Consider the following 25,973-nt stretch of genomic DNA (forward strand, 5'->3'; position numbering starts at 1 on the left):
GGGGAACGTCAGGGGTAGTAGAAAAGTGCGCTAAACTTTAATGAGGTAATTGGCCAGGTTCTGCTTTAGTTTATCAAAAGACATGGGTTTGGTAAAATAATCGTTCATTCCAACATCCTTGGCCCCTTGTATGGTTTCCTTGGTTACATCGGCAGAGAAGCCAATAATTACAATATCCTTGTTGGTCTTTCTTATTTCCTTAGTAGCCTCAAAACCGTCCATTTCGGGCATATGGACATCCATAAAAACTAGATCGTACTCCCCATTTGCCACTGCCTTCACCGCCTCCTTTCCATTGGAAACACAGCTAGAGTGAACCCCAAAATTATCCATGGTTTTTTTCAACACCATCATATTGATCTTATTATCATCTACGATCAAGATCCTAAAACCACTTAAGTCTATAGATTCTGGCGAGCGTTCCGCACGTATTTGAGTCACTTCGGAAAGCGGAAAATTAAATTTCAAAATAAATTCCGTCCCTTCATTTTCAACACTGTCCACCTCAATATGTCCTTCCAAAAGCTCTATTAAGATATAGGTGATATACAAGCCCAGCCCACTCCCCTCGTGCTTTTTGGAAATTCCGGAGTCTACCTGTATAAAGCGATCAAAAATGGTTTTCAATTTCTCTTTAGGAATCCCAATACCCGTATCCTTAATACTGATCCTAACTTGCAATTTACGGGCTACCACCTTTTCCGAATAGGACACCTCTATGCTTCCTGCTTCGGTAAACTTTAACGCATTCCTTAATAGGTTGGTGAGTATTTGCCCATACTTCCCCATATCCCCAATTACCTTGCAGTTGTCTTGAGAGCGCACATTTAGCAGCACCTGTAATCCCTTTACCTCCATACTGGGCCTATAGATACTTAGAATACTCCGCAATTCTGCGGAGGGAGAGAACTCTTCCTTGTTAAATTCTATCTTCCCCGATTCTATTTTATCAATTTCCAAGATGTTATTCACCAGCATCAATAATTTATTGGACGATATATCCATTAGCGAAACACATTCCAAGGACGACTTGTCCAATTCGGATGCTTTAAGGATTTCAATAAAGCCTAAAATGGCATTCAATGGCGTACGTATTTCGTGGCTCATATTGGAAACGAACTCCGTTTTAGCTTTGGAAGCCTTTTCGGCCTTCAATTGTTCTTTCCTAATAGTTGCGTTTAGATCATTGAGCTTTGCATTTAATTCCCTAAACCTACCATTCTCCCTACGGGAAACCAGGTAGAAATAGATCATGGAACTAGTAAGCACGGACAGTAATATCCCAAATATTAAATCGCTATAGGCTTCTCTTCTTTGCGCCTGAAGTATATTGATATCGCTTGGCATCAAGGAAAAGGTCCAATGCTGTCCGTCTAGTTCGTCTACTAAGTACGACTTCTCATATACCAGCTCGTCCTCAAAATATTCCGGATTTGGGTTGTTATAACGGTAGAATTCGGTCCCCTCATCGTCTTTCATTACGATGGAAAAATCGTTCATTCCCGTAGTAAGCTGATTAAATGGAACGGTAAAATCCATACCAGCGGTGATGGTTCCCTGAAAAGCGCCATTGAAGAATACGGGTACATCCACCAAAAAGACTCTTCCCCCTTGGGTCAAGGGAATCCAGGAGGTGATATTGGTAGAGGAATCTTTTACGTGGCGAGACCACCCGTCTTTTCTAGGATGCCTTGAAATATCCAAACCGATAGCCGCCTCGTTGCCCGCTAGCGGGGTAATTTTTCTTATGATCATGGTGCTATCAATCCATTGCACAAACTTAAAGGAGGGGTTTTGTGCTAAGATAAGGGCCGCATCCTCCTCCCAATAGTCGAAGTACCCTCCATTGGTCATCTCAATGCGCTCCTTTAAGTTTTCTAAGGCCGCGATGTCATCTTCACAAGAAGACAGGAACTCTTTAAATCTAAAATATCCATTGGTGTCTACCCTATGCTGCAATAATTCCTTATGCCCATCCAAGGAACTATTCCACAACAGGATAACCACAGTAAGCAGCCCCAGAAAAACAATGGTAGGTAAGAGTAATGGCTTTGAAGTGAATCTAATGGTCATATTTTTATTTGGGGTCGACACAATGTTATCGCTAAAATGCAATAATACAGGCACAAAGATACTACTGATCCAAGAAATGTTCCTTATCATCAATAAGAAAATTTCCCTTGGATTGATTGTAGGCCCAGTTTAATAAAGGAAAAACACGCCATTTTATTAACCGCGGTTTTAGAGGATTAGTCCGGGAAAACTTACACAAACCACCTATTTGGATGCTGGTCTAATTCTTAATATCCACTAAAATAATTCTCGGGTTTGTGGATAAACTTTTTTGAAAACACATATCTTTGTTAAAAACCATAAATTTTATATACAATATGTCTTTCGTAGATCTTTACAGTAGTGGTGCCCACAGAAGAAATTTAGCCCATTTTGCGGCTATTGCGACCTTGGCTGCTGTTGACGGAGAAGTTAATGAGGAGGAAAAACAATTACTAGACCGTTTTGCCCAAAAATTGGATATTACCGAGGAGGAATACAAGGAGGTTATGAAGGCCGAAAACAAATATCCCATTAATCCTCCTACAAGTGCAGAAGAACGCTTGGAAAGACTTTTCGATCTTTTTAGAATTATTTTTGCAGACCATGTTATAGAGGAGGAAGAACGCAATTTAATCACCAAATATGCGATAGGCCTGGGTTATAAATCTGAAGCTGCCGAAATTATTATACAAAAATCCATTGATATTTTTAGCGGAAAGATAAGTCTGGAGGACTATATCTACCTCTTAAAGCATTAGAACAAGCACAAGGAATTAAAAAAAAGGAGCCCTGGGCTCCTTTTTTTATGCCTGCTGCATAAATTCCTCTGCTTTCTCTACCATTTTCCGACTGCCACAAAAGAAGGGCACGCGTTGATGTAATTCGGTGGGTTTTATATCCATAATAGCCCTATAGCCATCACTGGCTTTTCCCTTGGCCTGTTCAGCAAGAAATGCCATGGGGTTACATTCGTACAACAGTCGCAGCTTCCCCTCTGCCGCAACACTGCTTTTGGGATAGATGTAGATCCCTCCCTTAATCATATTCCTGTGAAAATCGGAAACCAAGGATCCGATATATCGGGAAGTATAGGGCCTATCTCCCTCTTCCTGTTGGCAGTATTTAATATAATCCTTTACACCTTGTGGAAAATGCACATAATTACCCTCATTTATAGAATATATCCTTCCTGTCTCCGGAAATTCCATTTTAGGGTGCGAAAGGTAAAAAGTCCCCAAAGCCGGATTTAGGGTAAATCCATTTACCCCGTCCCCAGTAGTATAGACTAACATGGTAGAAGTTCCGTAAACAATATAACCCGCAGCAATCTGATTTCTACCAGGCTGTAAGAAGTCTTCCAAGGTTACTGGGGTACCCAAAGGGGTAATACGCCTATAGATAGAAAAGATGGTCCCCACGGACACATTAACATCAATATTGGAAGAACCATCCAAGGGATCGATAAGCACAATATATTTGTTTTGATTTTTATTATCGTTGCTGTTGATACAGATAAAACTATCCTCCTCCTCGGAAGCGATTCCACATACTATCTCCCTATTCGTAAGGGTCTGAATGAATTTATCATTAGCCAGAACATCTAGCTTTTGCTGTTCCTCCCCCTGAATATTAGTATCCCCTACATTCCCGATTATATCTATTAAACCGGCTTTATTTACCTCGTGGTTTACTACTTTTGCAGCTAGTCTTAGGGCATTTATCAATTTGGACAGCTCTCCCGAAGAGTAGGGAAAAGAAGACTGGTTTTCAATGATGAACTCTCCAAGCGTGGTGTTTTTCTGAACCATGGTTTGTGTTGTTTATTTAAGCACAAATATCGGTTAATTTGTGAAACTACAACGTTTTCGTGAATTATTGTTTTTTAATTTTTATAACTTTGTGTTTTATTTGTAACAATTATGAAGTATAGTATTCGAGACGCACAGGCCGATGATATGGCCCAGGTACATCAGCTGATCAAGGAATTGGCGGTATTTGAGAAGGAGGAGGATGCCGTAGAGGTTACCGTAGAAGACCTTAAGCGCGATGGATTTGGCTCAGAAAAGCTATTTCATTGTTACGTGGCCGAATCTGAAGGGGATATTGTAGGTATGGCGCTATTATTTAAGCGGTATTCTACATGGAAAGGCCCCATCATTCATTTGGAAGATCTGGTAGTGACGGAAAAGATGAGAGGCAGTGGTTTAGGAACCGCCTTACTGACCAAGGTAGTGGAGCACGGCAAGAAATTGGGCGTTAAACGTATTAATTGGGAGGTATTGGATTGGAACGAAAATGCCATAGCGCTGTATGAAAGTAAAGGTGCCCAAGTGAAACGCGATTGGAATGTGGTGCATTTGGACGAAAAAGGAATTGAAACATTTTTAGAAAGGATATGAGGGTTTTTAAGTTTGGGGGAGCATCGGTAAAAGATGCAGCAGGAGTAAGGAACGTTGTTAATGTTTTACAACAGGTTGGACACGAAAATACATTGGTAGTGGTATCGGCCATGGGCAAAACCACCAATGCCATGGAGGTAATCGTAAATGCTTATTTTAAGGATAAGGCGGCTATACAGTCTAGTATCCAGGAGGTCTATAATTACCACACCTCTATCCTTAAAGACCTATTTCCCAATGACCAGCATCCCGTATACGGGAGTGTGAAAACACTTTTTGACGAGGTACAAGGATTTTTAGCATGGAACAAATCCCCAAAACATAGCTTTGTCTATGATCAAGTGGTGGGTTATGGCGAATTGCTGTCCTCTACCATCCTAAGCGCCTACTTTAATGAGATAGGAATCACCAATACTTGGTTAGATGTAAGAAACCTTATTAAGACCAACGACGACTATAGAGATGCGCAAATAGACTGGGAGCAGACGCAGGAAAATGTGACGAAATTGGTAGATAAGCGTAAACTGAATATTACCCAAGGATTTTTAGGTAGTGACGAGAATAATTTCACCACTACCTTAGGAAGGGAGGGCTCGGATTATACGGCCGCCATCCTAGCCTACTGCCTCAATGCCAATGAAGTAACCATCTGGAAAGATGTCCCTGGGGTGCTCAATGCAGATCCCAGGTATTTTGAAAATGCCGAACTACTCAACAGCATTTCTTACCGCGAAGCGATAGAACTAGCCTTTTATGGAGCTTCGGTAATTCACCCAAAAACCCTACAACCCTTACAGAGAAAGGAGATACCGCTTCACGTAAAATCCTTTATCAACCCGTTAGACAAAGGGACTACCGTTGGAAAGGGCGTAGGAATAGAACCAAAAGTACCTTGTTTTATCCTAAAGAAGGACCAGGTATTAATGAAATTGTCGTCCTTGGATTTCTCCTTTATCGTAGAAGACAGCATTAGCGAATTGTTTAAAATGCTGCACGATCATCAGATGAAGGTAGACCTTATACAGAGCTCTGCCATTAGCTTCTCCGTCTGTGTAGATAACAAGTTTGGCAAACTGGAAAGTTTATTGAGCCATTTAAAGGGACGCTTCAAGGTAACCTGCCACGAAGGAGTATCACTTTATACCATTAGGCATTTCAATAAAGAAGCCGTAGACTCGCTACAGAACGGAAGGGAAGTACTATTAGAGCAGCGAGGTAGAGAAACCTTGCAGTTGGTAGTTAAACAAAATTAGCAAGATATGGACCTTCCTGTTATTTAAAGGGCGGACTTATGGGTTTTTCCCTATCTTAGTGGTGACCAAATTTCAATAATACATGGGTTTAGTAACCGCAAAAGAAGTAGCTAAGGCGATACATCTTCAAAACTATGGTTTTCTTGGAACATTTGTAGGGTGGTTGCTCATGCGAGTAACCAAAATAGCCAGTATCAATCGTTTCTACGATCGCCACCAGCACTTAGATGGTGTTGCCTTTTTGGATGCCATATTAGATGAGTACAAAATAAAATTTGAAATCCCTGAAGAAGATTTTAAACGCCTTCCAAAAGACGGAAGCTATATCACTATCTCCAACCACCCTTTAGGCGGGATAGATGGGGTATTGCTATTAAAACTGCTGTTACACCAGCGGTCCGACTTTAAGATTATTGCCAACTTTCTATTAAATCGTATAGAACCCTTGGCGCCCTTTATCCTCCCGGTAAATCCTTTTGAAAACCACAAGGATGCCAAAAGCAGCTTAGTAGGATTTAAAAATGCCTTAAAACATTTACAGGAAGGACATCCATTAGGAATATTCCCTGCGGGGGAAGTATCCACCTATAGGGATGGAAAACTAATTGTAGACCGCCCATGGGAAGAGGCTGCCTTAAAGTTAATCCGTAGGGCCGAAGTACCGGTGGTACCTATCTATTTTCATGCAAAGAACAGCAGGATGTTTTACACCCTGTCCAAAATCAGTGATGTCTTTCGCACTGCAAAACTCCCCTCTGAGCTTACTACTCAAAAGAAGCGGGTGATAAAAGTACGAATAGGGAAACCAATTTCCGTAAAGACCCAAAAAGAACAGGCGACCTTAGCAGATTTCACGGAGTTACTACGTCGTAAAACCTATATGCTTTCCAATGCTTATGAGAAGGAGAGTTTATTACATCAACTTCCCACCAGTTTAAAAATTCCAAAAGCCCCCAGAAAGATTGCAGAGGCCGTTGGGACCGAGGTAATTATAGAGGACATCAATAGGCTACGGGAGATGGACTGCAGACTTTTGCAGAGTAAAAACTACGAGGTTTTCCTAGCCAAGGCCTCAGATATGCCTTTTGTGCTACAAGAAATTGGAAGGCAGCGAGAGGTTACTTTTAGAGCTATTGGCGAAGGCACCAATAATTCCATAGACCTGGATGAGTTTGACAATTACTACCGCCATCTCTTTCTTTGGGATGACCAAGCACAAGTAATTGTAGGAGCCTATAGAATGGGAATGGGGTCCGAAATTTTTGCTGAACACGGCATCAACGGATTTTATCTACAAGACCTGTTTCGCTTTGAGCCAGAACTCTATAGCATGATGCAGCAATCCATAGAAATGGGAAGAGCTTATATCATCAGTGAATATCAGCAAAAACCCATGCCTTTGTTTCTGCTATGGAAAGGAATTGTACATACTACCCTACGTTTCCCCGATCATAAATACTTGATTGGCGGGGTGAGTATTAGCAACCAATTTTCCAATTTCTCCAAGTCCTTGATGATAGAGTTTATGAAAAGCAACTACTGGGATCCTTATGTGGCGCAATACATTCGCCCCAAAAAAGCGTTTAAGGTTAAACTGAAAGACGCAGATAAGGAGTTTATTTTTGATGAGACTGCTGCGGATTTAAATAAGTTTGACAAGCTAATTGAGGAAGTGGAACCCGGAAGCCTACGCTTACCGGTATTAATAAAAAAATACATTAAGCAGAATGCCAAGGTTGTGGCCTTTAATGTAGACCCCCTCTTTAACAATTCCGTGGACGGACTTATGTATATTAAGATCGCCGATCTTCCGGAAGGAACTGTAAAGCCCGTAATGGAGGAATTTCAGGCCGAGTTGGAGCGCAAATTGGCGGAGGGACAACAGATGGAAGAAAGTAACTTAAAATCTTAACACCGAGGCCCTATAGGACTATCACCACTCTTAAACTAGTCTACCACAAAAAAATGCATAAAAAAAGCCAGTGATGTAGTATCACTGGCTTTTTTTAAATAGTTTTTTGAGTTTAGAACCAAGGCTTTTTACCAACTTGATAGGTATTATAAAATTCTTCGTCTGTCTTGGTGAGATAGATAATTCCTTCTATAATTCCGATAACTGCGGTAGCCATTACAATAAAGCTCCCAACAATTAGACACATGGTAGCATAGCCAATTATAGTGCTCACCAATAGTATGATCCCTTCCTTTTGATAGCCCAACAAGAATTTATGGACTCCCAATTGACCAAAAATAATGGCGAGGACTCCCACTAACACCTTTTTATTTTCTCCACCGGCACTAGCCAAGCCTTCTTTAAACTCATTGGCTGTTTTTTTGGCTTCATCACCTATATTTTTTGCGGATTCCTTACTCTCCTGGGAGAATTCCTTTGCCGATTCCTTAGCGTTGTCAAAAGCATCTTTGGCTTTATCATCTTTATCTTTGTTGTCTTCTGTCATGGTTGTGTTGGTAATTTTGATTATTAATAATTTAAAGGGTCGAACAATAAATATAACGATTAAATTTAACAATTATTTTTAACTTACAAAAACGCCTTATCCACTGGCTCCCAAAGCTCTAATTTATTGCCATCCGGATCTAAGATCCATCCAAATTTACCATAGTCGTAGGTTTCCATCTCTCCCACTACCGTTACCCCCTCCTCTTTTAAAACTTCTAGGAGTTCTTCTAGGTTTTCTACCCTAAAATTCATCATAAAAGAAGACTCACTAGGTTTAAAATAGGTAGTATCGTCTTTCATGGGACTCCACTGGGTACTACAATCGTTCCCCTCCTTGTCTTTCCACCAGAAGGTACAGCCGTATTGATCGGTATTTAAGCCTAGGTGTTTGTTATACCAGGATTTTACCTTGTCCGGGTCCTTTGTTTTAAAGAAAAATCCGCCCAATCCTGTTACTCTTTTTTTCATCTCGGTTGGTTATAATTTATAGTAGATAGCTTGACTTTCAATTATCTTTTACCCTCAATTTTCCCCTCGTACAGGGCAACCCACTCCTCCATCGTCATCTTGGAACAAAGTTCCCCAATAAGAGCGTAGGGGATAGTTTTCATATTCTTAAACCGGATACAGCTTTTCCCCATATCTGGCTTGGTGCTTAGGTGTTTGGGATACTCGCCCAGAAACCAATGTAACAGCTCCTCACTGGCATAAACCCCCATATGGTATACCGCCACAAAATTCTTTTGGGAAGCCAGACTCATAAAAGGAAGGGGAAGTTTGGGATCGCAATGATACCCTTTGGGATATTTGGAATGCGGTACCACGTAGCCCAACATACCATAACTTATCTGCTCTTCAAAGCCGGGAGGCAGGTTATCCAAGACAACCTGCCTTAGCTTACTTAACACCAGTTTGCGGTCTTCGGGAAGCTGTTCTAAATATTCCGTTGGGGAATTTGCCTGATATTGCACACCTTGGTTTTAGGGTTATTCCTTAAAGTTAGGAAAATTTTCCACAACTTTATCTACCACTGTCTGTGCTAATTTCACCTTACTCTCCACGGTCCAGCCTGCCACATGGGGCGAAAGCAGTACATTTTCTGCTTCTATTAGGTAATTGAAAGCTGGAGGCAGCGCCGCATCATCGAACATATCCTCAAAGGACTTCTTTTCGTATTCCAACACATCCAAGCCGGCTCCCAACACCTTACCGTCTTTGAGGGCGGCTACTAGATCTTCCGTTACTACGCATTTACCCCTAGCGGTATTAAATAGCCAAATAGGGTTTTTAAACCCCTCTAGAAATTCTGTATTCACCATGTTTATGGTAGTTGGGGTCTGTGGCACATGAAGACTTACAATTTGGGATCGTTGTTTAAATTCCATGATACCTACCTGCCTGGCATTGGCATCCCCTACTCCCCCCACAATATCATAGCAGATAACCTCCACATCAAAACCTCTGAGTTTTTTGGCAAATGCCTTTCCCATATTACCATACCCAATAATTCCAACGGTTTTTCCATCGAGCTCCAGTCCCCTATTCCCTTCTCGGTCCCACGTACCGCTTCGCACCTCTTTATCTGCCTTGTTCAACTTATTAAAAAGGGATAAAATCATTCCTAGGGTATGTTCTCCCACTGCATTTCGGTTTCCTTCCGGGGCTGCAGCTAAGAATATCCCCCTGTCTTTTGCGTATTTGGTATCTATATTTTCTAGTCCAGCTCCCAACCGACCAATAAATTTTAAGTTGGTGGCCTTATCCAAAAACTGTTGGTCCAAGGTAAACCTACTGCGAATGATAATGCCGTCATAGGCGGCAATTTTATTTTCCACCTCCTCTTTGGTGGAGGTGTAATCTTCATGGTTTTCAAAGCCGTGGGCGGCAAACTGCTCCATGATTAATGGATGGTTAACATCTAGATGAAGTACTTTCATAGGTAGTTTATTTTTTATGGTTGTTTGTCTTCGGTTGTTTCTCTAATATAGCTTAGCGCTCGCCAATTCTTGGTAGCTGCCCCCTTTACGGTTGTAAAACCAGCAATTTAGGCTAGCAACAAACACCCTTGTGGCTGCACTAGGGATTGCAGCAAGCTACCGTGTAGCGCGGAAAGCCCGACACCGCCCTAAGCGGTGGAGTGCCCTAAAAATTTAAAATATGCTTGGCAATGGTAAAATAGATCAATATTCCCAAAACGTCATTGCTGGTGGTTATAAACGGCCCGGTGGCAATGGCAGGGTCTATCCCCCGCTTGTTAAGAAATATGGGGATAAAGGTGCCGATAACCGCCGCGTTTACAATTACGCTCACCAGGGCCACCCCGATGGTGATAGACACCATATAACTGGTGTTAAAGCCAAAATGACTGATCAGGATAAAGATTAAAGCCAGTGCCAATCCGTTTACCAGCCCCAGCAAGAGTTCTTTTCCTAGACGGCCCAGCAAATCCCCTTTCTTAATGGTATCATTGGCCAGACCCTGCACCACAATCGCCGAGGATTGCACCCCCACGTTCCCCGCAGTTGCCTGCATAAGCGGTATAAAGGCCAACAAAATGGGGAATTTGACAAAAGCGCCCTCGTAAACGTTGATTATACTTGCGGCCCCAATACCGCCCATCATCCCGATAAACAGCCATGGCAAACGGGCTCGGGTAAGGTCTAGGATGCTGTCATCTGCCTCTACATCCTGCGAAATACCTGCTGCTAACTGGTAATCCTTTTCGGCTTCCTCCCTAATGACGTCTACAATATCATCAATGGTAATCCTACCTACCAATCTGCCTATCTCATCGATCACCGGAATAGCTTCCAAGTCGTATTTAGACATAATCCTAGCAACCTCATCGGGCCGTTCGTTCACATTTACGTAATCTACCTTTGGGATATAGACATCCTTAATATTGGCTTTGGTAGAAGTTGTAAGCAGATCCTTTAGGGAGAGTCTGCCCTTTAATTTCCCTTCATCATCTACTACGTAAATGGAATGCACCCGGGTCACATTTTCTGCCTGCGCCCTCATTTCCTTCACACAGGTAAGCACGTTCCAATTCTCATTTACCTTCACCAACTCCTTCGCCATGAGTCCACCTGCAGAATGCTCATCGTATCGCAGCAGGTCTACAATATCCTTGGCGTGTTCCTTATCCTCCAGTTCAGAAATTACTTCCTGGATCATATTTTTGGGAAGCTCGCCAATGATATCTACCGCGTCATCGGTATCCAATTCATTTAACTCCTCCGCAATTTCCTTGGAAGAAAGGTTACCCAAAATGGCTTCCCTTACATCCTCATCGAGCTCAGTTAGGGTTTCCGAAGTTTTTTCGGTATCCAGTAATTTTATTAGATAGGTGGCATGATCCTCATCTAGCTCATTCATCAACTCTGCCACATCAGCATAGTGCACATCTACCAAAAGGGCAGTAATGGCCGCATCCTGCTGATTTTCTATGAGCTTTTCTATCTCATCTACAAATTCTTCGGTGAGTTTAAACGGTGTCATCCTGTATTTTCTTTGTCAACGCAATAAAATCGGTAACAGTCATTTGCTCGGGTCTGTACCCCAACATACCATCTTCCTTAAGAACATCGGAAAGGTTAAACACCTTTAAACTGTTCCGCAATGTTTTTCTGCGTTGGTTAAAAGCGGTTTTTACCACTCTTTTAAATAGTTTTTCATCCACCCCCAATTCAAGGTCGGCTTTCCTAGTTAACCGCAATACGCCCGAATCTACCTTAGGCGGGGGGTCAAAGACCTGTGGGGGAACGGTAAACAAGTATTCCGCATCGTAAAATGCCTGCACCAGTACAGAGAGAATTCCGTAGGCTTTGCTCCCATTATTTTCACAGATACGCTCTGCCACCTCTTTTTGGAACATCCCTGAAAACTCGGGGATATACTCCTTGTAGTCCAGCATTTTAAAAACAATCTGGGAAGAGATGTTATAAGGGAAATTACCAGTTATGGCAAATTGCTCCTCTCCAAAGAGGCTTTTTAGATCGTATTTTAGGAAGTCGGCCTCCAGGACCTTAAAACTCCCATTGGGGTGTTTAGATTTTTGGTGTTCCAATGAAAAGCTTTGGTTGAGATATTCAATGGACTCCCGGTCCAAATCCATCGCTACCAAATCTATATTCTTTTCTAACAGATATTTAGTGAGCACCCCGGTTCCCGGACCAATTTCAATCACATTCCGCACTCCCTGCAAGCGAAGCGTATCTCCAATATCTTTTGCTATAGCCTCATCCTTAAGAAAGTGCTGTCCCAGATGTTTCTTTGCCTTTACGGGGCCTTGTTCCTTCCTAGGCCTTGTAGGTGTACCTTGGGATCTATATGTTTTTTTCGCCTTTTTGCTCATGTAGAAAAGTTGGAGTTTTATTAATGTTCACCTACCACGGCCAATTCTGTCCTAAAGGTGACAAACTTACCTCCAAAAAGTGACATTCCTTTACTACGTAGTCGCTCCGCATCTTCGGCATAGTATCTTTCCAAGGTTTCTTTAGAGTCTGTGGTGTATTGCACGGAAAATGTATATCCGCCCATCTCCTCCTCTACCATCACCCTGGTCATCAAGGCCTTGGAGAATTTTCCCGTTGCTAGCATTTCTGGAATATGGGTATCCTGCATCCATTGTAGCCAGTCTTGCTCAATGGATTCCTCTATGTTTATTGTTACGTTGTATATGTACATCTTTTTATTTTATGCTTCCGGGGAAGCGCATTCCTATTTAATTTACGGGAGCCTCTTTTGGGGATAGGCTTTGCCCTCATTGATTTCCCATCCTTAGGTGCTTTTTAATTGGCACCGTCTTCTCCACTAGTTAATGCGGTCTCCCCGCAATTCCCTATAGTATTTCCTTGCTCGGGGAAAGAAATAACTATCCTGATGGTTAAAAATAATTTGCTCATAATGGGATTTAGCCTTGATAGGATTATCCAATACGGTACGGTACAGTTCTGCCAAGGCAAAATGGGCATCGTCTGCCAAGATATCCTGACCATAAAATTCCACAATTTTCAGATAATTATATTCTGCTTTCCCATATTCTTTTAACTCAGTTAATATATTCCCTTGTTTCAGCAAGGCTTCATCCTCTATTTTCTCGCCCTTATGATTTTTCAATATTTCGTCTAGCAACAGCACGGCCTCCGTCTTTTTATTCTGGTAATTTAGAAAACTGGCCCTGGCATATTTTTTTAAGGCCGTCTGGGTAGCGTCTTCCAAAGAGTTGTCTGCAATAAGTAAACTCAATTGCATGGCATCGTTGGCAATCAACTGGGAAGTAGCTGCCCGCAATACTTTTAATTGTGTTAGGGCCCAATCAAAATCCCCTTTATAAAAACTGGTCTGGGCCACTTTAAAGCGGGCTTCCTGTCCCAACACATCATTCTTTAAGTCGCGCTGAATTTGGGAATAGTAGATTAAAGCGCGATTAAATTCTTGGTTGTACACCAAAATATCTCCCAGCGTATTTTTTACATAGGCTTGCCCATAGTTGTTTAAGGGTAGCTCCATACATTGTTCCAAGATCGCTATAGCCGGGCCTGGCTGGTCTCGCTTAAAAGTCAGGAATTCTGCATACGCAATCTGCAGGGACAAGGTTTCTATCTTAAGTCCGTACTCTGCTACTAATTGGGCATATTTCTTTTCTACAGCCTGTAGCTTCTTATCATCTGCATCCTTTAATTCCAGTTCAATCAGATTCAACTGGGCGTCTAACACCACTCCTAGGTTACTGCTAGTAGCTTCAATAAAAGAATATACTTCTGTTGCCACATCAAATTCCTGTTCTTCCATGGCCATTTTCCCCAATCCCTGTAATCGCTGCAACGATTTTTCCTCGCTACGCCTATAGATGGCCCGTTCTTGACCAAAGGCACTACGGTATTCCTTTTGTTGCACAAAGAGCCAACTCAATAGTTCGTTCCAAAGCACGTTGGGATGTTGCTGTGCATTTTGTAAAAGGATACGTTTAAATTTTAGATTATTGGGATGCTCGGCATCGGAGGTGATAAAATCGCTTATACTGCGAAGCACATTGGCCGTAGACACCCTGGTGTTGCCAATTAACTCTAGGTACGATTTAAACATCATCTCTATATTGCCCTGTTCCCCATAGATTCTTGCTATTTGAAAATTGAAATTCTGAGCCGGGTTTAATTCCATGGCGCGGGAAAAAGCCTTTAGGGCATAGTCCAACAATACGTATTGTTGAAATTTATAACCGATGCCATAGCCAAAGTTTGGGTGCTTTTCTAATTCTGCAAGGGCGCGATCGTAATTCTCGGTAGCCTTTTCCTGCATACCCTGCAGCGCATAATTTCGGCCCAGCTCTATAAAAACCGTTGGGTACTGATTTCCGGCACCAATAAGCTGTTGCAGCAATTCTTCCGCCTTATGATACTGCTCCAATTCCTGATAGCAGGCGATTAGCTGTTCCCTATAATCCGTACGATGCGGATTTTTGTCCACCAGCTTCTCATAAAATACCATGGCCTTGTCAAAATCCCCCTCCTCAAAATACTGTCTTGCCAGAAAGTCTTCTTGTGAAAAGGCCGACAGGGAACAAAAAAAGATAAAAATGAGGAAAATGGTTCGCACTGTTACTTTTTTATCAAAGATACGTAGAATGAACAAAGTGAATGGCAGCTATTGTTGGCATTTTTAACACAAAGCACAATTAGCAGGCATTTAGGACCGTAAAGAGCCCTGGAAATTGCTTACACGTCTCCTATTAGATTAGAATTGCCCCCGGCATGCATCCGAGGGCAGTTTATAATAAGGAGGGCTACTCATAGATGCCCTTACGTTTTCAACTTAGCGCTACAACCCCTTGTATGGGCTTGGCGCTTCTCCGCTCCTTTTTAGGAATTAGGAAAGTGAATAGCGCCACACCGCTGTAGTTATTGGAAGCTTAACAACCAAGGTACCTACCGACTAACAACTATTTAGTCTATTCTATCAAAGCCCGTATAGGGTCTTAGCACCTCTGGAATTTCGATTCCATTTTCGGTCTGGTAATTCTCCAATATTCCTGCCAACACTCTAGGCAAGGCTAGGGAGCTTCCGTTAAGCGTATGTGCCAACTGCATTTTTCCATTCTCGTCCCTAAAACGGAGTTTTAAGCGGTTAGATTGGAAGGTTTCAAAATTGGAGACCGAGCTAATTTCCAACCAACGGTCCTGTGCTGTGGAGAACACTTCAAAATCGAAGGTCAAAGCCGAGGTAAAACCAAGGTCTCCTCCACAAAGTCGGAGTATCCTGTAAGGAAGTTTCAATTCCCTTAGAATTCCTTTTACGTGTTCTACCATCCCGTCCAAGGCCTCATAGGATTTTTGAGGATGTTCTACGCGTACCAATTCTACCTTATCAAATTGATGCAATCTATTCAACCCTCTTACATGGGCTCCATAGCTACCCGCTTCTCTCCTAAAACAGGGAGTGTATGCGGTATAGGTGAACGGCAGGGCAGCTTCCGAAACAATCTCATCCCTAAAAAGGTTGGTAATTGGGACTTCTGAAGTCGGAATTAGGTAAAGGTCATCTGCACCTATATGATACATTTGCCCTTCCTTGTCTGGCAATTGTCCCGTTCCATAGCCCGAAGCTTCGTTTACCAAATGCGGAACCTGTATCTCCTGATACCCCGCCTCGGTGTTTTTATCCAAAAAATAGGCAATCAAAGCTCTTTGGAGTTTAGCTCCCTTCCCTTTATACACGGGGAAACCTGCTCCAGTAACCTTAGCGCCCAGCTCAAAATCTATGATGTCGTATTTTTTTGCCAGCTCCCAATGAGGAAGTGCATTTTCTACCAATACAGGAATATCCCCTTCCTTAAAAATCTCTTCATTGTCTTCCTCAGAATTCCCTGCGGGTACGGAAGGATGTGGAATATTCGGAATTTGGTAAAGCAAATCTTGCAATTCCTTGGCCGTGTTCGCAAGTGAGTCCTGCAATTCTTTAGCCTCTTCCTTTAGTTTTCCGGTACGTTCCTTAAGCGCATCGGCCTCTTCTGCCTTACCACTTTTGTATAGCCCCCCAATTTCTTTGGACAGCTTATTGGACGTAGCCAAGGTATTGTCCAGACGAGTCTGAGCTGCCCTTCGCTCTTCATCTAACTGAAGCACCTTATCCAAAAGTGGAAGCGCCGCTATATTGCGTTTTGCCAACGCCGCTATCATCCGTTCCTTATCTTCGCGTATCGCCTGTAACTGTAGCATGAATTCTATTTTTTTGGAGGTCAAATTTAAGCTTAATTGGAGAAGGAATCAATTTATTGCTAGAACAATTTGTTCTGCTCTACTATGGAAGGTAGATTCCCCCTAAAAACCATACTTTCTTATTGGCCCTAGAAGAAGGTCTTTACTGCTTTGGAGGCAGTATCCAGGGATTATGGCAAAAATAGTTCCACCGCACCTCGGCTAAGTCTGTCTCAGGATCTATAAAGGGCTGCTTGGGCTTCCCATTTACCCCTACGTTGGCATCCACAAATACCGAGACCTCTATCCCCTCTGCCTTATACTCCCGTTTTAAATACTGGGCAAACTGCCACATAAAATCTGGATAACTGGCTACCTTCCGCTGTTGGGCTTTGGTTAAATAGGTGTTTAAATCTACCAAATAAACATCGTTCGTAGCCTTATTCACCACCCTATAGGTGGCCATTCCCTCCCTGCTTCGCAACATCATCCTCCAACTCATCCTATGCCCCTCCTCGGTCCACAACACATCTCCCTTAATAAAATGATGCCTTACCGGAAGTATTAATTGCACCAAAAGATAAAGACCCCAAAGGGCAACAATCCAATTTCTATCAGGCGGCGCCACTGACTCCACCTCCAAATAAGGGGCTTTCTTCTTTAAAAAGAGCTTTCGTATTACCTCTGGCGGAAAGAAGAATACGGTAAAAGCCAATGCCAAATAGGGAAATATCCCAATTTGAAAAATTATGGAATTGAATAGGTGGAAAAAGACGGAGGCAATAAAGGCCCACTTCCTTGTGGGTTTCCAAAGCAGGGCGGGAACAATCAACAGATCGAAAAGGAATCCGGAAACACCTATAAACTGATGCAAGCTAGTATTTTGCAACCAATGACCCACCACGGGGTAATGCGCCTTTCCTTTAAAGAGAATTTCAATCACACTAAAGTCTAACCAATCCCCATACAGCTTAGCGATAGCCGCATAGGTATATACGATGAGCAACTGAAGTACAATTACCCATTTCACATAAGCATACATGCTATGCGCTCGGATCCTAGGATGACGTTTTGCATCTAGTGAATAGTCCTTATGCGCCGGTAAAAAGAACATCATACCGGAAATGAGCAACAACAGGTAGTAATGGTTGTTATAAGCCGTTTTCTGCATAAAATACACGCCGGCCCATAGGATGGTAAAGCTAAGGACGCTTATGCGGTATTTATATCCCAACGCAATACAGATCCCTAGGGTGCCCATGGCAAAGAAATAGAAATACATGCCAAATCCCGGCAAAGGCTGCAGCCATTCTAAACCTATAAAAGAAAAGGTAAAGCTAGGGTCTATCAAATTGCGTTTCACCCATCCAGTAAGTATAGACCCATAGCATTCAAAGCTCACCAATACGCCAAACAACATCCGAAAAACAACTAGCGGACTGTTATCTATCTTGGTGAACAGGAATCGTTCTAACATTATTTGGGAATTAAGGAGAGGGAGGTTTCCCTATCTTTTCCCAACTGTATCTTTAAAGCTTCCAAGGAGTCAAACTTATATTCGTCCCGTATACGATCTACGATATCTATCTGAATAAGCCTTCCGTAGAGATCCTGGTCAAAATCGAAAAAATTAATTTCAATGCTGCGTTTGGTCCCTGCAACGGTGGGGTTTACCCCGATATTCATCATCCCGTAGACCTTTTTTCCATCTAGGACACTACTAACCACGTATACCCCATTTTTGGGGATCAACTTATACTCTTCGGCAATGGATAGGTTTGCGGTTGGGAAATCTAACTTTCTTCCCAGTCCTTTCCCCTTTACCACGGTACCCGTAAGCATATATTGATACCCTAAATAATTATTGGCCGTACGTACATCCCCCGCTTCCAAGGCCTTTCGTATTTTGGTAGAACTCACGGAAACATCGTCTATTTCTTGGGCCGATATTTCTTCCACCTTAAAGTCTAACGCCTCCCCGAATGAAATGAGATCATTGATATTGGCATTCCTATTCCGTCCGAAGCGATGGTCATAACCGATGATTATTTTCTTCACTTTTAGCTCGTTCACCAGTATATCCCGAACGAATTCCGTTGCAGATAAGCGAGAAAAATCCCTGGTGAAGGGATGGATAATCAGATAATCTAGCCCCAAGGATCTAAGTATTTTAATCTTTTCATCTATGGTATTCAGGAGTTGTATAGACACATCTTGCTGCAAAACCATTCTTGGATGTGGAAAGAAAGTGAGGACGGTAGATTTTAGTCCCAGATCTTTGGCGTTTTTTATAAGTCGCTCCAATATCTTTCGATGACCTACATGAACACCGTCAAAAGTGCCAATCGTAATGGCGGTGGAATGCGCTTTATCGTACCTAGAGATGCCTTGAACTGTTATCACAAATTGAAATAATAAAAAATCCTATCTTTGAGTATGTACTAATATCTTGTTGATGGTTGTAAAATTACGCCTTGTTTTATCAATATCCATATTTTTTCTCAGCTTTTACGGGGCGGCACAATCTCCCTATTGGATAAAATCAGGTTCCTACAGCCAAAACACCCAACAGCAAGTAGTACCCTTAGAGGTTAAAAACGCCCAAATTTTCACACTAGATTCCCGTGTTTTTGGGGACCAATTACAGGCTACCATGGCTAGCAAGGGCAAAAAGACCTTGGCCTTCCCAAATGCAGCGGGGGAACTTACCTCCTTCCAAATTGAAGAGGCTTCCGTATTCTCACCAGCCCTGGCACAAAAATATCCAGCAATTAAATCGTACATAGGCCATAGCCTAGATGCTTCCGGAGACCGCATACGTTTTAGCGTATCCCATAAGGGACTTCAGAGCATGATTATCCATGGCAATGGGCAGCCTGCCACCTTTATGCAAAAAACCTCTCGCGCCAACAATGAGTATATGGTTTACAGGAGGGAGGATACCTATAGGATGAATACGGATTTTATCTGCGACACCCAATCTGTCACGGGACCAGAAAAAAGAATTTCCTCTCAGAAATTAGTAGATGGCCAGGAACTGCGAAAATACAGGGTGGCCATTTCCGCTACTGGGGAATACACGGCCTACCACGGGGGAACGGTTGCGGACGCCCTTGCAGGAATAAATGCGACCCTAACCCGTGTCAATGAAGTTTTTGAGCGCGACCTAGGGGTGCGGTTAGAACTGGTAGCAGCAACAGAACAGGTAATCTACCTCAACAAGGATACAGACCCCTATGGGGTGAATTTAAATTCTGAGGTGCAACACACCTTAACCACGGTAGTAGGGCCAGAAAATTACGATGTAGGACACCTTTTCCATAAAGACTTCAATGGAGGAAATGCCGGATTTATAGCCTCTGCATGCATCGATTCCAGGAAAGGAAGTGCCTACTCCTCTGGGAGTATGCCAGAAGGGGATATGTTTGACCTGGATTTTGTGGCCCATGAATTTGGACACCAGTTTGGGGCCAACCACACCTGGTCCTATGAATCTGAAGGCACCTTAGTGCAGGCGGAGCCGGGAAGCGGCACTACCATTATGGGATACGCAGGCATATCGGGAAAAAACAATGTGGCCTTGAAGGGGGACGATTATTTTCATTATTACAGCATTCTACAAATACTAGATTACATAGAAACGGCCAATTGCGGGGAAGTTATCCCTATTACCAACAACCCGCCTCAGATAACGCCTTCTGGAGATTACACCATCCCAAAATCTACCGCCTTTGCACTTACTGCCCATGCCGTAGATATAGATTCAACGGATATACTCACTTATAATTGGGAGCAGATTAATGACGGGATTGTCACCTATTCCAGCTTTGGTCCCACCAACCTTAGCGGAGCCAATTTTAGATCCATAAAGCCCAGTGTACAACCTACTAGGTATTTCCCTAGGCTAAGTAGTATTGTCAATGGCAACCTCACCCAGACCAATCCAACGAACAATAGCACTTGGGAAACCGTTTCGGACGTAGAAAGAGATCTCAGCTTCGCCTTAACGGTTAGGGACAATGCCCCGGGAGGGGGACAAGTAGATGCCGACCTGGTAACCGTAAAGGTGACAGACCAGGCCGGGCCTTTTAAAATAACCTCCCAAGCCGCGAATGAAACCTACCTAGCTGGCACTAGGCAGGAGGTCACCTGGGATGTAGCCAATACCAACCAATTTCCCGTGAACACACAAATGGTGGATATTTATTTTTCTGCCAACGGAGGGATCTCCTTTCCTATATTACTTGCGGAAGGGGTGCCAAATGATGGGCAACACGATATTATCATCCCCAGTACCGCTACCAATTTAGCACGAATAATGGTACAGGCCCACGATAATATATTTTTGGCGGTAAACGCATCCAATTTCAGTATTGCCACTTCCGAGATAGTTTTGGACTTCCCTAAATTACAATATGAAGTATGCCAAGGAGACAACCTAACCACCTCCTTCACCTATAAAACCTTTGGAGGATTTTCTGAGGAAGCCACTTTTTCGGCCACTGGGATTCCTGCCGGACTTACTGTTGATTTTTCCCCTACCTCCACTGCTGTAAATGACACCTTGGTGAACCTCAGCTTTTCTAACACTAATGCAGTAACCCCAGGCAATTACCCCATCAATATATTAGCCACCACCCCAAGTATCACCAAGACCATCGCCATAGACCTAAGGGTATTGGACACTAATTATACCGACGTGGTGCTTCAATCCCCTGCCAATGGCGCCACCAATACCAATGTGGCCACGGTATTGGAATGGGCTCCCAACCCTTCACATACCTCCTACGAGTTGGAAATTGCCGAAGACCCCAGTTTCACTAATATTATTAGAGCAGATAGCACGTTATTTACCACCTACCTAACAGACAATCTAAGCGAAGGGAATACCTATTTTTGGCGGGTAAAGCCTAAAAACAGCTGTGGGGAGGGGACTTTTGGACCTGCCTTTAGCTTCTCTACCATTGATCTGGACTGCAATACCAAAACCGCTAACGGACTCCCCATGGCCATATCCACTACCGGGACCTCTACCATCACTGCCTCTATAGATATTATTAACGATCTGCCAATTGCAGATATGAATGTTACTATAGACCTTAAACACACTTTTCTGGCCGATTTGGAAATAGATCTAATTTCCCCGTCGGGCACCAGGGTAACCCTAGTATCCAATTCCTGTGGTGCAAGCGAGAATATCAATGCGACTTTTGATGATGATGCCAATAGTTTTATCTGTGGCACTAATCCTGCTATCCAAGGCACCGTAAAACCCCTAGGCTCGTTAAGCGCCTTTAACGGGGAGTCTAGCTTTGGTCAATGGACACTGGAAGTTAGGGATGTAGCACCCTCAGACGGGGGATTCCTAAATACCTTCTCTATAGATTTTTGCGTAGAGGGCACCCTAAGAATAGACGATGACAATGACGGTGTCTTTGATGATGGGGACGACCTCTGCCTAGGAACCCCACCAGGAACGCTGGTAGATTTAAATGGATGTCCGTTATACCTATTCCCAGCAGATAATTTTGAGATAGCAATTAATAGTGCTTCCTGCCGGGGGAAAAGTGATGGTTCCATTGACCTACACGCCAATAAGACGCTAAATTACCAAGGGACAATTACAGGAGGCTCCATAAGCACCACCTTCAATTTCACGGAATCCTACACTATTCAGAACCTAGCCTCAGGAACCTATGGGATTTGCATTGAAGGAACAGAGGGAGGAAAGACCTATGAACCCTATTGTTTTGAAACCGTGATAAGCGAACCTCACCCCCTAACGGTGAACGCCAATCTAACCGCTGATGGGAAACAGGTAATAATCACCATGGAAGGAGCAGAGGAATACCATATTGAACTTAACGGGGCGCTCACAACCACCACCTCCCCTGCTTTGGTGCTAAACCTCTCCAAAGGCATCAATCACTTAAAAGTGCAAAGCAAGATGGCTTGTCAAGGAGTTTTTGAGAAACAATTCTTATTGTTAGACAAGCCGCAGGCGTATCCCAACCCATTTGACGAAATTGTATCTATTCGCCTAGACCAGACAGTGGAAGAGCTTAGCGTTGCCACCTATACCTTAGCAGGAAAATTTATTAAAGAGAAAACGTACCGACCCACGGGTCACAGCTTAAATTTAGATTTTTCGGGACTCCCTTCTGGAAGCTACCTCCTAAGACTAAAAGGCAGTGTTACAAACACCACAATACATGTAATTAAAAAATAGGCTCATGAGACTCCCCTTCTTACTTCTATTTTTAATGATTCTAATGGCCTGCGGGGGTAAAGACGCACCCCAGGCCCCTGCTGCCGCACAATTAACCTTCCCCCTTAAAAACTCTGAATGCACCACAGGAGAAACCGTAATCGGGACCAACACCTCGGTAGTAACGTTTAACTGGGTAGCTTCCAATCACACAGAAACCTATGAGCTTAGAGCTACCAACCTCAATACCAATACCACGCAAACAATTATGTCTACTGCCCCAACAGCAAAGCTGACTTTAGAAAAAGGGAGCCCCTACTCGTGGTCTGTCATCAGCAGGAACAAGGCCGTTCAAGAGACCGGAAAAAGTGAAACTTGGCTTTTTTATAATGCCGGATTCCAAACTACTTACGCCCCCTTCCCTGCGGAAGTAAAGGCACCCAGAATGGGGAGTACGGTGGCCAAGGACATCAATAATGAAGTGGTGTTAATCTGGGAAGGTGCAGATGTAGACAATGACCTGGCTGGTTACGAGGTGTATTTTTCCACGGACAATCCACCAACCACCCTTTTGGCATCCCTCACCTCCAGTCAGTCGGAATTAAACGTAAGTGTAACCAGCAACACCAGTTATTACTGGCGTATTGTAAGCTTTGATCTGGAAGGCAACAAGGCTACGAACGCCATTGCCTCTTTCAAGGTCCGCTAAATAACTGCTTAGGTATTGTTAAAATGGTTCATGGTTCTTTCCATGCCGGACAGCACAAAAGACCGAACCAATTCGGTAGTTCTCTCGAACCGCTCTTTCAGCCTGTCCCGTTCATCTTGACTCCACTCCCCTAGTACGTAATTTATTTGCCCCCCTTCGCCAAAGTCGGCCCCAACGCCAAATCGCAATCTATTGTATTTCGTAGTATTTAAATGCAACTGGATATCCTTCAACCCATTATGTCCACCATCGCTACCTTTTTTCTTCAACCTTAAGGTTCCAAAATCCAAGTGGATGTCGTCTGTAATTACCAGCACATTTTCTAAGGGGATTTTTTCTTTCTCCATCCAATACCGAAGGGCCTTTCCACTGCGGTTCATATAGGTAGAGGGCTTTAGGCAGAGTATACTTCTCCCTTTCACCTTAAACACCCCAACATCCCCCAACTTTTGGGTTTCAAAGGAGAATTCCTCCTTTTTGGCCAAGGCATCCAATATTTTAAACCCAACATTATGTCGAGTTTCAACATATTCGTCACCGATATTACCAAGACCAACTATTAAAAATTTTTTCATTCCGTCTGTTTCGTCCAGTAGTAGTCCGTTCACCTTAAAAAGCGCCCTTAAATAGTGGAACATAGACCTGTTTTTGGAGTTTATAAAAATACAAAAGCATCTGCTTTCGCAGATGCTTTGATAATAAATTGAATAAGATCTATTCGTTAGCAGCCTCAGCAGCTCCTCCTTCGGTAGCTTCTGCTTCTAACTCTTCGTCCTCATCATCTTCGATTATAACGTTACGTGCCGCTTTAACCTGCACTATGGTAGTAGCGTCTGGGTGTAGGATTGTAAATTCGTCCTTCTTAAGTGACTCCACTGAAATATGGTGACCAATCTTCAATTTAGAGATATCCACCTCAAAGAAATCGGGCAAATCACCAGGAAGTGCCTTAATACTAAGTTTTCTCTTTCTAAATAGTAATCTACCACCATTACGAACACCAGGAGAGTTTCCTACTAATTTCACAGGAATATCCATAGAAACTTCTTTGTCCGGGAACAATTGGTAGAAATCAATATGTAGAATATTGTCCGTTACAGGGTGAAATTGGATGTCTTGCTTAATGGCATCATATTTACCTGCTTCTCCCAAATCAATCACAACAGTATGCGCGTTTGGAGTGTACACTAAATCTTTGAACGACAGTTCATCTGCTGTAAAGTGTAATGGTTTTTCCCCTCCGTAAATAACGCAAGGTACCTTTCCAGCATTACGTAAGGCCTTTGTCGCTTTTTTGCCCACGCTTTCTCTTTCTGATCCTTTAATTGTAATTGACTTCATTGTATATAATTAAATATTAATTAATTTCCTTTTCCCACTAAGCTCCTACATCAAGAATTTAGAGCTTATGGAGGTGTTATGATGTACCCTATGCATAACATCTGCAAACAATTCTGCACAACTAATCACCCTTATTTTTTTACTTTCTTTTCGCAAAGGTATGGAGTCTGTAACAATCAGCTCGGACAATTGCGAATTTTCTATTCTTTCATAGGCCTTCCCAGAAAGCAATGCATGGGTTGTAATAGCCCTTACACTTGCTGCTCCTCGTTCCATCATTAGATCTGCCGCAGTGGTCAGGGTCCCAGCAGTATCTACCATATCATCGGCCAATACCACATTCTTACCTTTTACATCCCCAATCAGCTCCATATGTGAAATAACATTGGCTCCACCTCTTTGCTTGTAACAGATTACCACATCGCAATCTAGCGCTCTAGAATAGGCATAGGCTCTTTTAGAACCACCCATATCCGGGGAGGCTATCGTAAGATTTGGAAGATTTAAGCTCTCCAGATAGGGCAAAAACAAGGTGGACGCAAACAAATGGTCTACCGGTTTTTCAAAAAACCCTTGAATCTGATCGGCATGCAGGTCCATCGTAATAATACGTGTGGCCCCAGCAGCTTCCAACATATTGGCAATCAACTTAGCGGCTATAGGCACTCTCGGTTTATCCTTCCGATCTTGTCTTGCCCACCCAAAATAGGGAATTACTGCAGTGATATGTCGGGCAGACGCGCGTTTGGCCGCATCCAACATAAGCAATAGTTCCATTAGATTCTCGGAGCTTGGATTGGTTGAACCGATAATAAAAACCCTTCTACCTCTTATAGACTCCTCAAAAGAAGGCTGAAACTCACCATCACTGTATCTGGAAAAAATTACATTCCCCAGCTCTGTTCCAAAAGATTCAGCTATTTTCTCGGACAGTTTTGCACTTTGTGTACAGGTGAAAATTTTAGGTTCCGGTACTTGATATGACATTTATAACGTCTTGTTTTTTAGATTATTGGAGGTTCGTCTTTCTAAGCAGGTGCAAATTTAGAAATTTATTTGGGTTGCTAAAGTATAATTCTTGATATTTTTTTGTGGGATTAAACAAAATATTTTCTACTTTTGCAGTCGCTATCAAAATTTATGCCCTGCAGCATAGCAAGGAATACATTAAAAGCAGATTGCGAATTAGGAGGTTCAAGAGTTTTACAAAGAACAACTGAGATCCCTTAGAGATAAAAATAATTAGTTTGCTCGAGTGGCGGAACTGGTAGACCTGTCTGCCGACAGGCAGGCCTGACTGCCGTTAGGCAGGCGCGCTAGGATTGAAATAATGAATTAAATGGTTTGGG

The 25,973-nt window shown here is 42.9% G+C and carries 22 protein-coding genes; 6 read left to right on the forward strand and 16 right to left on the reverse strand.

Going from position 1 to position 25,973, the window contains the following annotated elements; all coding sequences use genetic code 11:
* Nucleotides 1-30: 30 nt before the first annotated feature.
* On the reverse strand, nucleotides 31-2,073 hold the full coding sequence (locus tag BV214_RS11860) for a response regulator (RefSeq protein WP_176328506.1): 2,043 nt from the start codon (nucleotides 2,071-2,073) through the stop codon (nucleotides 31-33).
* A 287-nt stretch (nucleotides 2,074-2,360) separates the two neighbouring features.
* On the opposite strand from BV214_RS11860, the gene BV214_RS11865 reads away from it, so the two are divergent.
* The gene (locus BV214_RS11865; RefSeq protein ID WP_394334938.1) at nucleotides 2,361-2,813 is read left to right on the forward strand and encodes a tellurite resistance TerB family protein; all 453 of its coding nucleotides are present in this window, start codon (nucleotides 2,361-2,363) and stop codon (nucleotides 2,811-2,813) included.
* A 45-nt stretch (nucleotides 2,814-2,858) separates the two neighbouring features.
* On the opposite strand, the gene fbp is transcribed toward BV214_RS11865, so the two are convergent.
* A complete protein-coding gene (gene fbp, locus BV214_RS11870; protein WP_086477726.1) occupies nucleotides 2,859-3,863 on the reverse strand; it encodes a class 1 fructose-bisphosphatase in 1,005 nt (334 codons plus the stop codon).
* Nucleotides 3,864-3,974: 111 nt separating this feature from the next.
* Here fbp and BV214_RS11875 point away from each other — a divergent pair, with 111 nt between their 5' ends.
* From BV214_RS11875 to BV214_RS11885, 3 genes are all read left to right on the forward strand, one after another.
* The gene (locus BV214_RS11875) at nucleotides 3,975-4,454 is read left to right on the forward strand and encodes a GNAT family N-acetyltransferase (RefSeq protein WP_086477727.1); all 480 of its coding nucleotides are present in this window, start codon (nucleotides 3,975-3,977) and stop codon (nucleotides 4,452-4,454) included.
* The gene (locus BV214_RS11880) at nucleotides 4,451-5,707 is read left to right on the forward strand and encodes an aspartate kinase (protein ID WP_086477728.1); all 1,257 of its coding nucleotides are present in this window, start codon (nucleotides 4,451-4,453) and stop codon (nucleotides 5,705-5,707) included. The genes BV214_RS11875 and BV214_RS11880 overlap by 4 nt, the downstream gene beginning before the upstream one ends.
* A gap of 82 nt (nucleotides 5,708-5,789) precedes the next feature.
* Complete coding sequence (locus BV214_RS11885; protein WP_086477729.1) at nucleotides 5,790-7,619, forward strand: GNAT family N-acyltransferase; 1,830 nt, start codon at nucleotides 5,790-5,792, stop codon at nucleotides 7,617-7,619.
* Between the two features lie 112 nt (nucleotides 7,620-7,731).
* Here BV214_RS11885 and BV214_RS11890 read toward each other — a convergent pair whose 3' ends face one another.
* From BV214_RS11890 to BV214_RS11940, 11 genes are all read right to left on the reverse strand, one after another.
* Entirely contained in the window at nucleotides 7,732-8,166 is a 435-nt protein-coding gene (locus tag BV214_RS11890) for a TM2 domain-containing protein (protein WP_086477730.1), read from the reverse strand.
* A gap of 83 nt (nucleotides 8,167-8,249) precedes the next feature.
* Nucleotides 8,250-8,636, reverse strand: a complete 387-nt coding sequence (locus BV214_RS11895; RefSeq protein ID WP_086477731.1) for a VOC family protein — start codon at nucleotides 8,634-8,636, stop codon at nucleotides 8,250-8,252.
* A gap of 41 nt (nucleotides 8,637-8,677) precedes the next feature.
* Entirely contained in the window at nucleotides 8,678-9,139 is a 462-nt protein-coding gene (locus tag BV214_RS11900) for a DUF1801 domain-containing protein (protein WP_086477732.1), read from the reverse strand.
* A 15-nt stretch (nucleotides 9,140-9,154) separates the two neighbouring features.
* Complete coding sequence (locus BV214_RS11905; RefSeq protein WP_086477733.1) at nucleotides 9,155-10,105, reverse strand: 2-hydroxyacid dehydrogenase; 951 nt, start codon at nucleotides 10,103-10,105, stop codon at nucleotides 9,155-9,157.
* 205 nt (nucleotides 10,106-10,310) lie between these two features.
* Nucleotides 10,311-11,669 carry a magnesium transporter gene (mgtE, locus tag BV214_RS11910; RefSeq protein ID WP_086477734.1) on the reverse strand — a complete coding sequence of 453 codons (1,359 nt, stop codon included), beginning with the start codon at nucleotides 11,667-11,669 and terminating at the stop codon, nucleotides 10,311-10,313.
* A complete protein-coding gene (gene rsmA / locus BV214_RS11915; protein WP_086477735.1) occupies nucleotides 11,656-12,525 on the reverse strand; it encodes a 16S rRNA (adenine(1518)-N(6)/adenine(1519)-N(6))-dimethyltransferase RsmA in 870 nt (289 codons plus the stop codon). The genes mgtE and rsmA overlap by 14 nt, the downstream gene beginning before the upstream one ends.
* Nucleotides 12,526-12,545: 20 nt before the next feature.
* Nucleotides 12,546-12,857, reverse strand: a complete 312-nt coding sequence (locus BV214_RS11920) for a DUF4286 family protein (RefSeq protein WP_086477736.1) — start codon at nucleotides 12,855-12,857, stop codon at nucleotides 12,546-12,548.
* A gap of 126 nt (nucleotides 12,858-12,983) precedes the next feature.
* On the reverse strand, nucleotides 12,984-14,768 hold the full coding sequence (locus BV214_RS11925) for a tetratricopeptide repeat protein (RefSeq protein WP_245806789.1): 1,785 nt from the start codon (nucleotides 14,766-14,768) through the stop codon (nucleotides 12,984-12,986).
* A gap of 347 nt (nucleotides 14,769-15,115) precedes the next feature.
* Nucleotides 15,116-16,387 carry a serine--tRNA ligase gene (gene serS / locus BV214_RS11930; RefSeq protein ID WP_086477737.1) on the reverse strand — a complete coding sequence of 424 codons (1,272 nt, stop codon included), beginning with the start codon at nucleotides 16,385-16,387 and terminating at the stop codon, nucleotides 15,116-15,118.
* A gap of 142 nt (nucleotides 16,388-16,529) precedes the next feature.
* Nucleotides 16,530-17,843: an HTTM domain-containing protein gene (locus BV214_RS11935; protein WP_086477738.1), complete on the reverse strand. Its 1,314-nt coding sequence runs from the start codon at nucleotides 17,841-17,843 to the stop codon at nucleotides 16,530-16,532.
* A complete protein-coding gene (locus BV214_RS11940; protein ID WP_086477739.1) occupies nucleotides 17,843-18,769 on the reverse strand; it encodes a bifunctional riboflavin kinase/FAD synthetase in 927 nt (308 codons plus the stop codon). Before BV214_RS11940 ends, BV214_RS11935 begins: the two co-directional genes overlap by 1 nt.
* Before the next feature lie 52 nt (nucleotides 18,770-18,821).
* Here BV214_RS11940 and BV214_RS11945 point away from each other — a divergent pair, with 52 nt between their 5' ends.
* Both BV214_RS11945 and BV214_RS11950 read left to right on the forward strand, forming a co-directional pair.
* A complete protein-coding gene (locus BV214_RS11945; RefSeq protein WP_086477740.1) occupies nucleotides 18,822-22,595 on the forward strand; it encodes a reprolysin-like metallopeptidase in 3,774 nt (1,257 codons plus the stop codon).
* 4 nt (nucleotides 22,596-22,599) lie between these two features.
* Nucleotides 22,600-23,283 carry a hypothetical protein gene (locus tag BV214_RS11950; RefSeq protein WP_086477741.1) on the forward strand — a complete coding sequence of 228 codons (684 nt, stop codon included), beginning with the start codon at nucleotides 22,600-22,602 and terminating at the stop codon, nucleotides 23,281-23,283.
* Between the two features lie 8 nt (nucleotides 23,284-23,291).
* Here the strand turns inward: BV214_RS11950 and pth are convergent, their stop codons facing one another.
* From pth to BV214_RS11965, 3 genes are all read right to left on the reverse strand, one after another.
* On the reverse strand, nucleotides 23,292-23,921 hold the full coding sequence (gene pth / locus BV214_RS11955; protein WP_086477742.1) for an aminoacyl-tRNA hydrolase: 630 nt from the start codon (nucleotides 23,919-23,921) through the stop codon (nucleotides 23,292-23,294).
* 76 nt (nucleotides 23,922-23,997) lie between these two features.
* Entirely contained in the window at nucleotides 23,998-24,624 is a 627-nt protein-coding gene (locus BV214_RS11960) for a 50S ribosomal protein L25/general stress protein Ctc (RefSeq protein WP_086477743.1), read from the reverse strand.
* A 45-nt stretch (nucleotides 24,625-24,669) separates the two neighbouring features.
* Entirely contained in the window at nucleotides 24,670-25,611 is a 942-nt protein-coding gene (locus tag BV214_RS11965; protein ID WP_086477744.1) for a ribose-phosphate pyrophosphokinase, read from the reverse strand.
* Nucleotides 25,612-25,973 lie beyond the last annotated feature (362 nt).

The sequence above is a fragment of the Arenibacter amylolyticus genome (assembly GCF_002150785.1).
GTDB lineage: Bacteria > Bacteroidota > Bacteroidia > Flavobacteriales > Flavobacteriaceae > Arenibacter > Arenibacter amylolyticus.

Excerpts from the sequence above, each read along its gene's own strand:
- BV214_RS11935 (WP_086477738.1), bottom strand. The coding sequence starts at position 17,843 with ATGTTAGAACGATTCCTGTTCACCAAGATAGATAACAGTCCGCTAGTT.
- BV214_RS11880 (WP_086477728.1), top strand. The coding sequence starts at position 4,451 with ATGAGGGTTTTTAAGTTTGGGGGAGCATCGGTAAAAGATGCAGCAGGA.
- BV214_RS11895 (WP_086477731.1), bottom strand. The coding sequence starts at position 8,636 with ATGAAAAAAAGAGTAACAGGATTGGGCGGATTTTTCTTTAAAACAAAG.
- serS (WP_086477737.1), bottom strand. The coding sequence starts at position 16,387 with ATGCTACAGTTACAGGCGATACGCGAAGATAAGGAACGGATGATAGCG.
- BV214_RS11885 (WP_086477729.1), top strand. The coding sequence starts at position 5,790 with ATGGGTTTAGTAACCGCAAAAGAAGTAGCTAAGGCGATACATCTTCAA.
- BV214_RS11860 (WP_176328506.1), bottom strand. The coding sequence starts at position 2,073 with ATGACCATTAGATTCACTTCAAAGCCATTACTCTTACCTACCATTGTT.
- BV214_RS11890 (WP_086477730.1), bottom strand. The coding sequence starts at position 8,166 with ATGACAGAAGACAACAAAGATAAAGATGATAAAGCCAAAGATGCTTTT.
- fbp (WP_086477726.1), bottom strand. The coding sequence starts at position 3,863 with ATGGTTCAGAAAAACACCACGCTTGGAGAGTTCATCATTGAAAACCAG.
- pth (WP_086477742.1), bottom strand. The coding sequence starts at position 23,921 with ATGTTCCACTATTTAAGGGCGCTTTTTAAGGTGAACGGACTACTACTG.
- BV214_RS11950 (WP_086477741.1), top strand. The coding sequence starts at position 22,600 with ATGAGACTCCCCTTCTTACTTCTATTTTTAATGATTCTAATGGCCTGC.
- rsmA (WP_086477735.1), bottom strand. The coding sequence starts at position 12,525 with ATGAGCAAAAAGGCGAAAAAAACATATAGATCCCAAGGTACACCTACA.
- BV214_RS11945 (WP_086477740.1), top strand. The coding sequence starts at position 18,822 with ATGGTTGTAAAATTACGCCTTGTTTTATCAATATCCATATTTTTTCTC.
- BV214_RS11875 (WP_086477727.1), top strand. The coding sequence starts at position 3,975 with ATGAAGTATAGTATTCGAGACGCACAGGCCGATGATATGGCCCAGGTA.
- BV214_RS11965 (WP_086477744.1), bottom strand. The coding sequence starts at position 25,611 with ATGTCATATCAAGTACCGGAACCTAAAATTTTCACCTGTACACAAAGT.
- mgtE (WP_086477734.1), bottom strand. The coding sequence starts at position 11,669 with ATGACACCGTTTAAACTCACCGAAGAATTTGTAGATGAGATAGAAAAG.
- BV214_RS11905 (WP_086477733.1), bottom strand. The coding sequence starts at position 10,105 with ATGAAAGTACTTCATCTAGATGTTAACCATCCATTAATCATGGAGCAG.
- BV214_RS11920 (WP_086477736.1), bottom strand. The coding sequence starts at position 12,857 with ATGTACATATACAACGTAACAATAAACATAGAGGAATCCATTGAGCAA.
- BV214_RS11960 (WP_086477743.1), bottom strand. The coding sequence starts at position 24,624 with ATGAAGTCAATTACAATTAAAGGATCAGAAAGAGAAAGCGTGGGCAAA.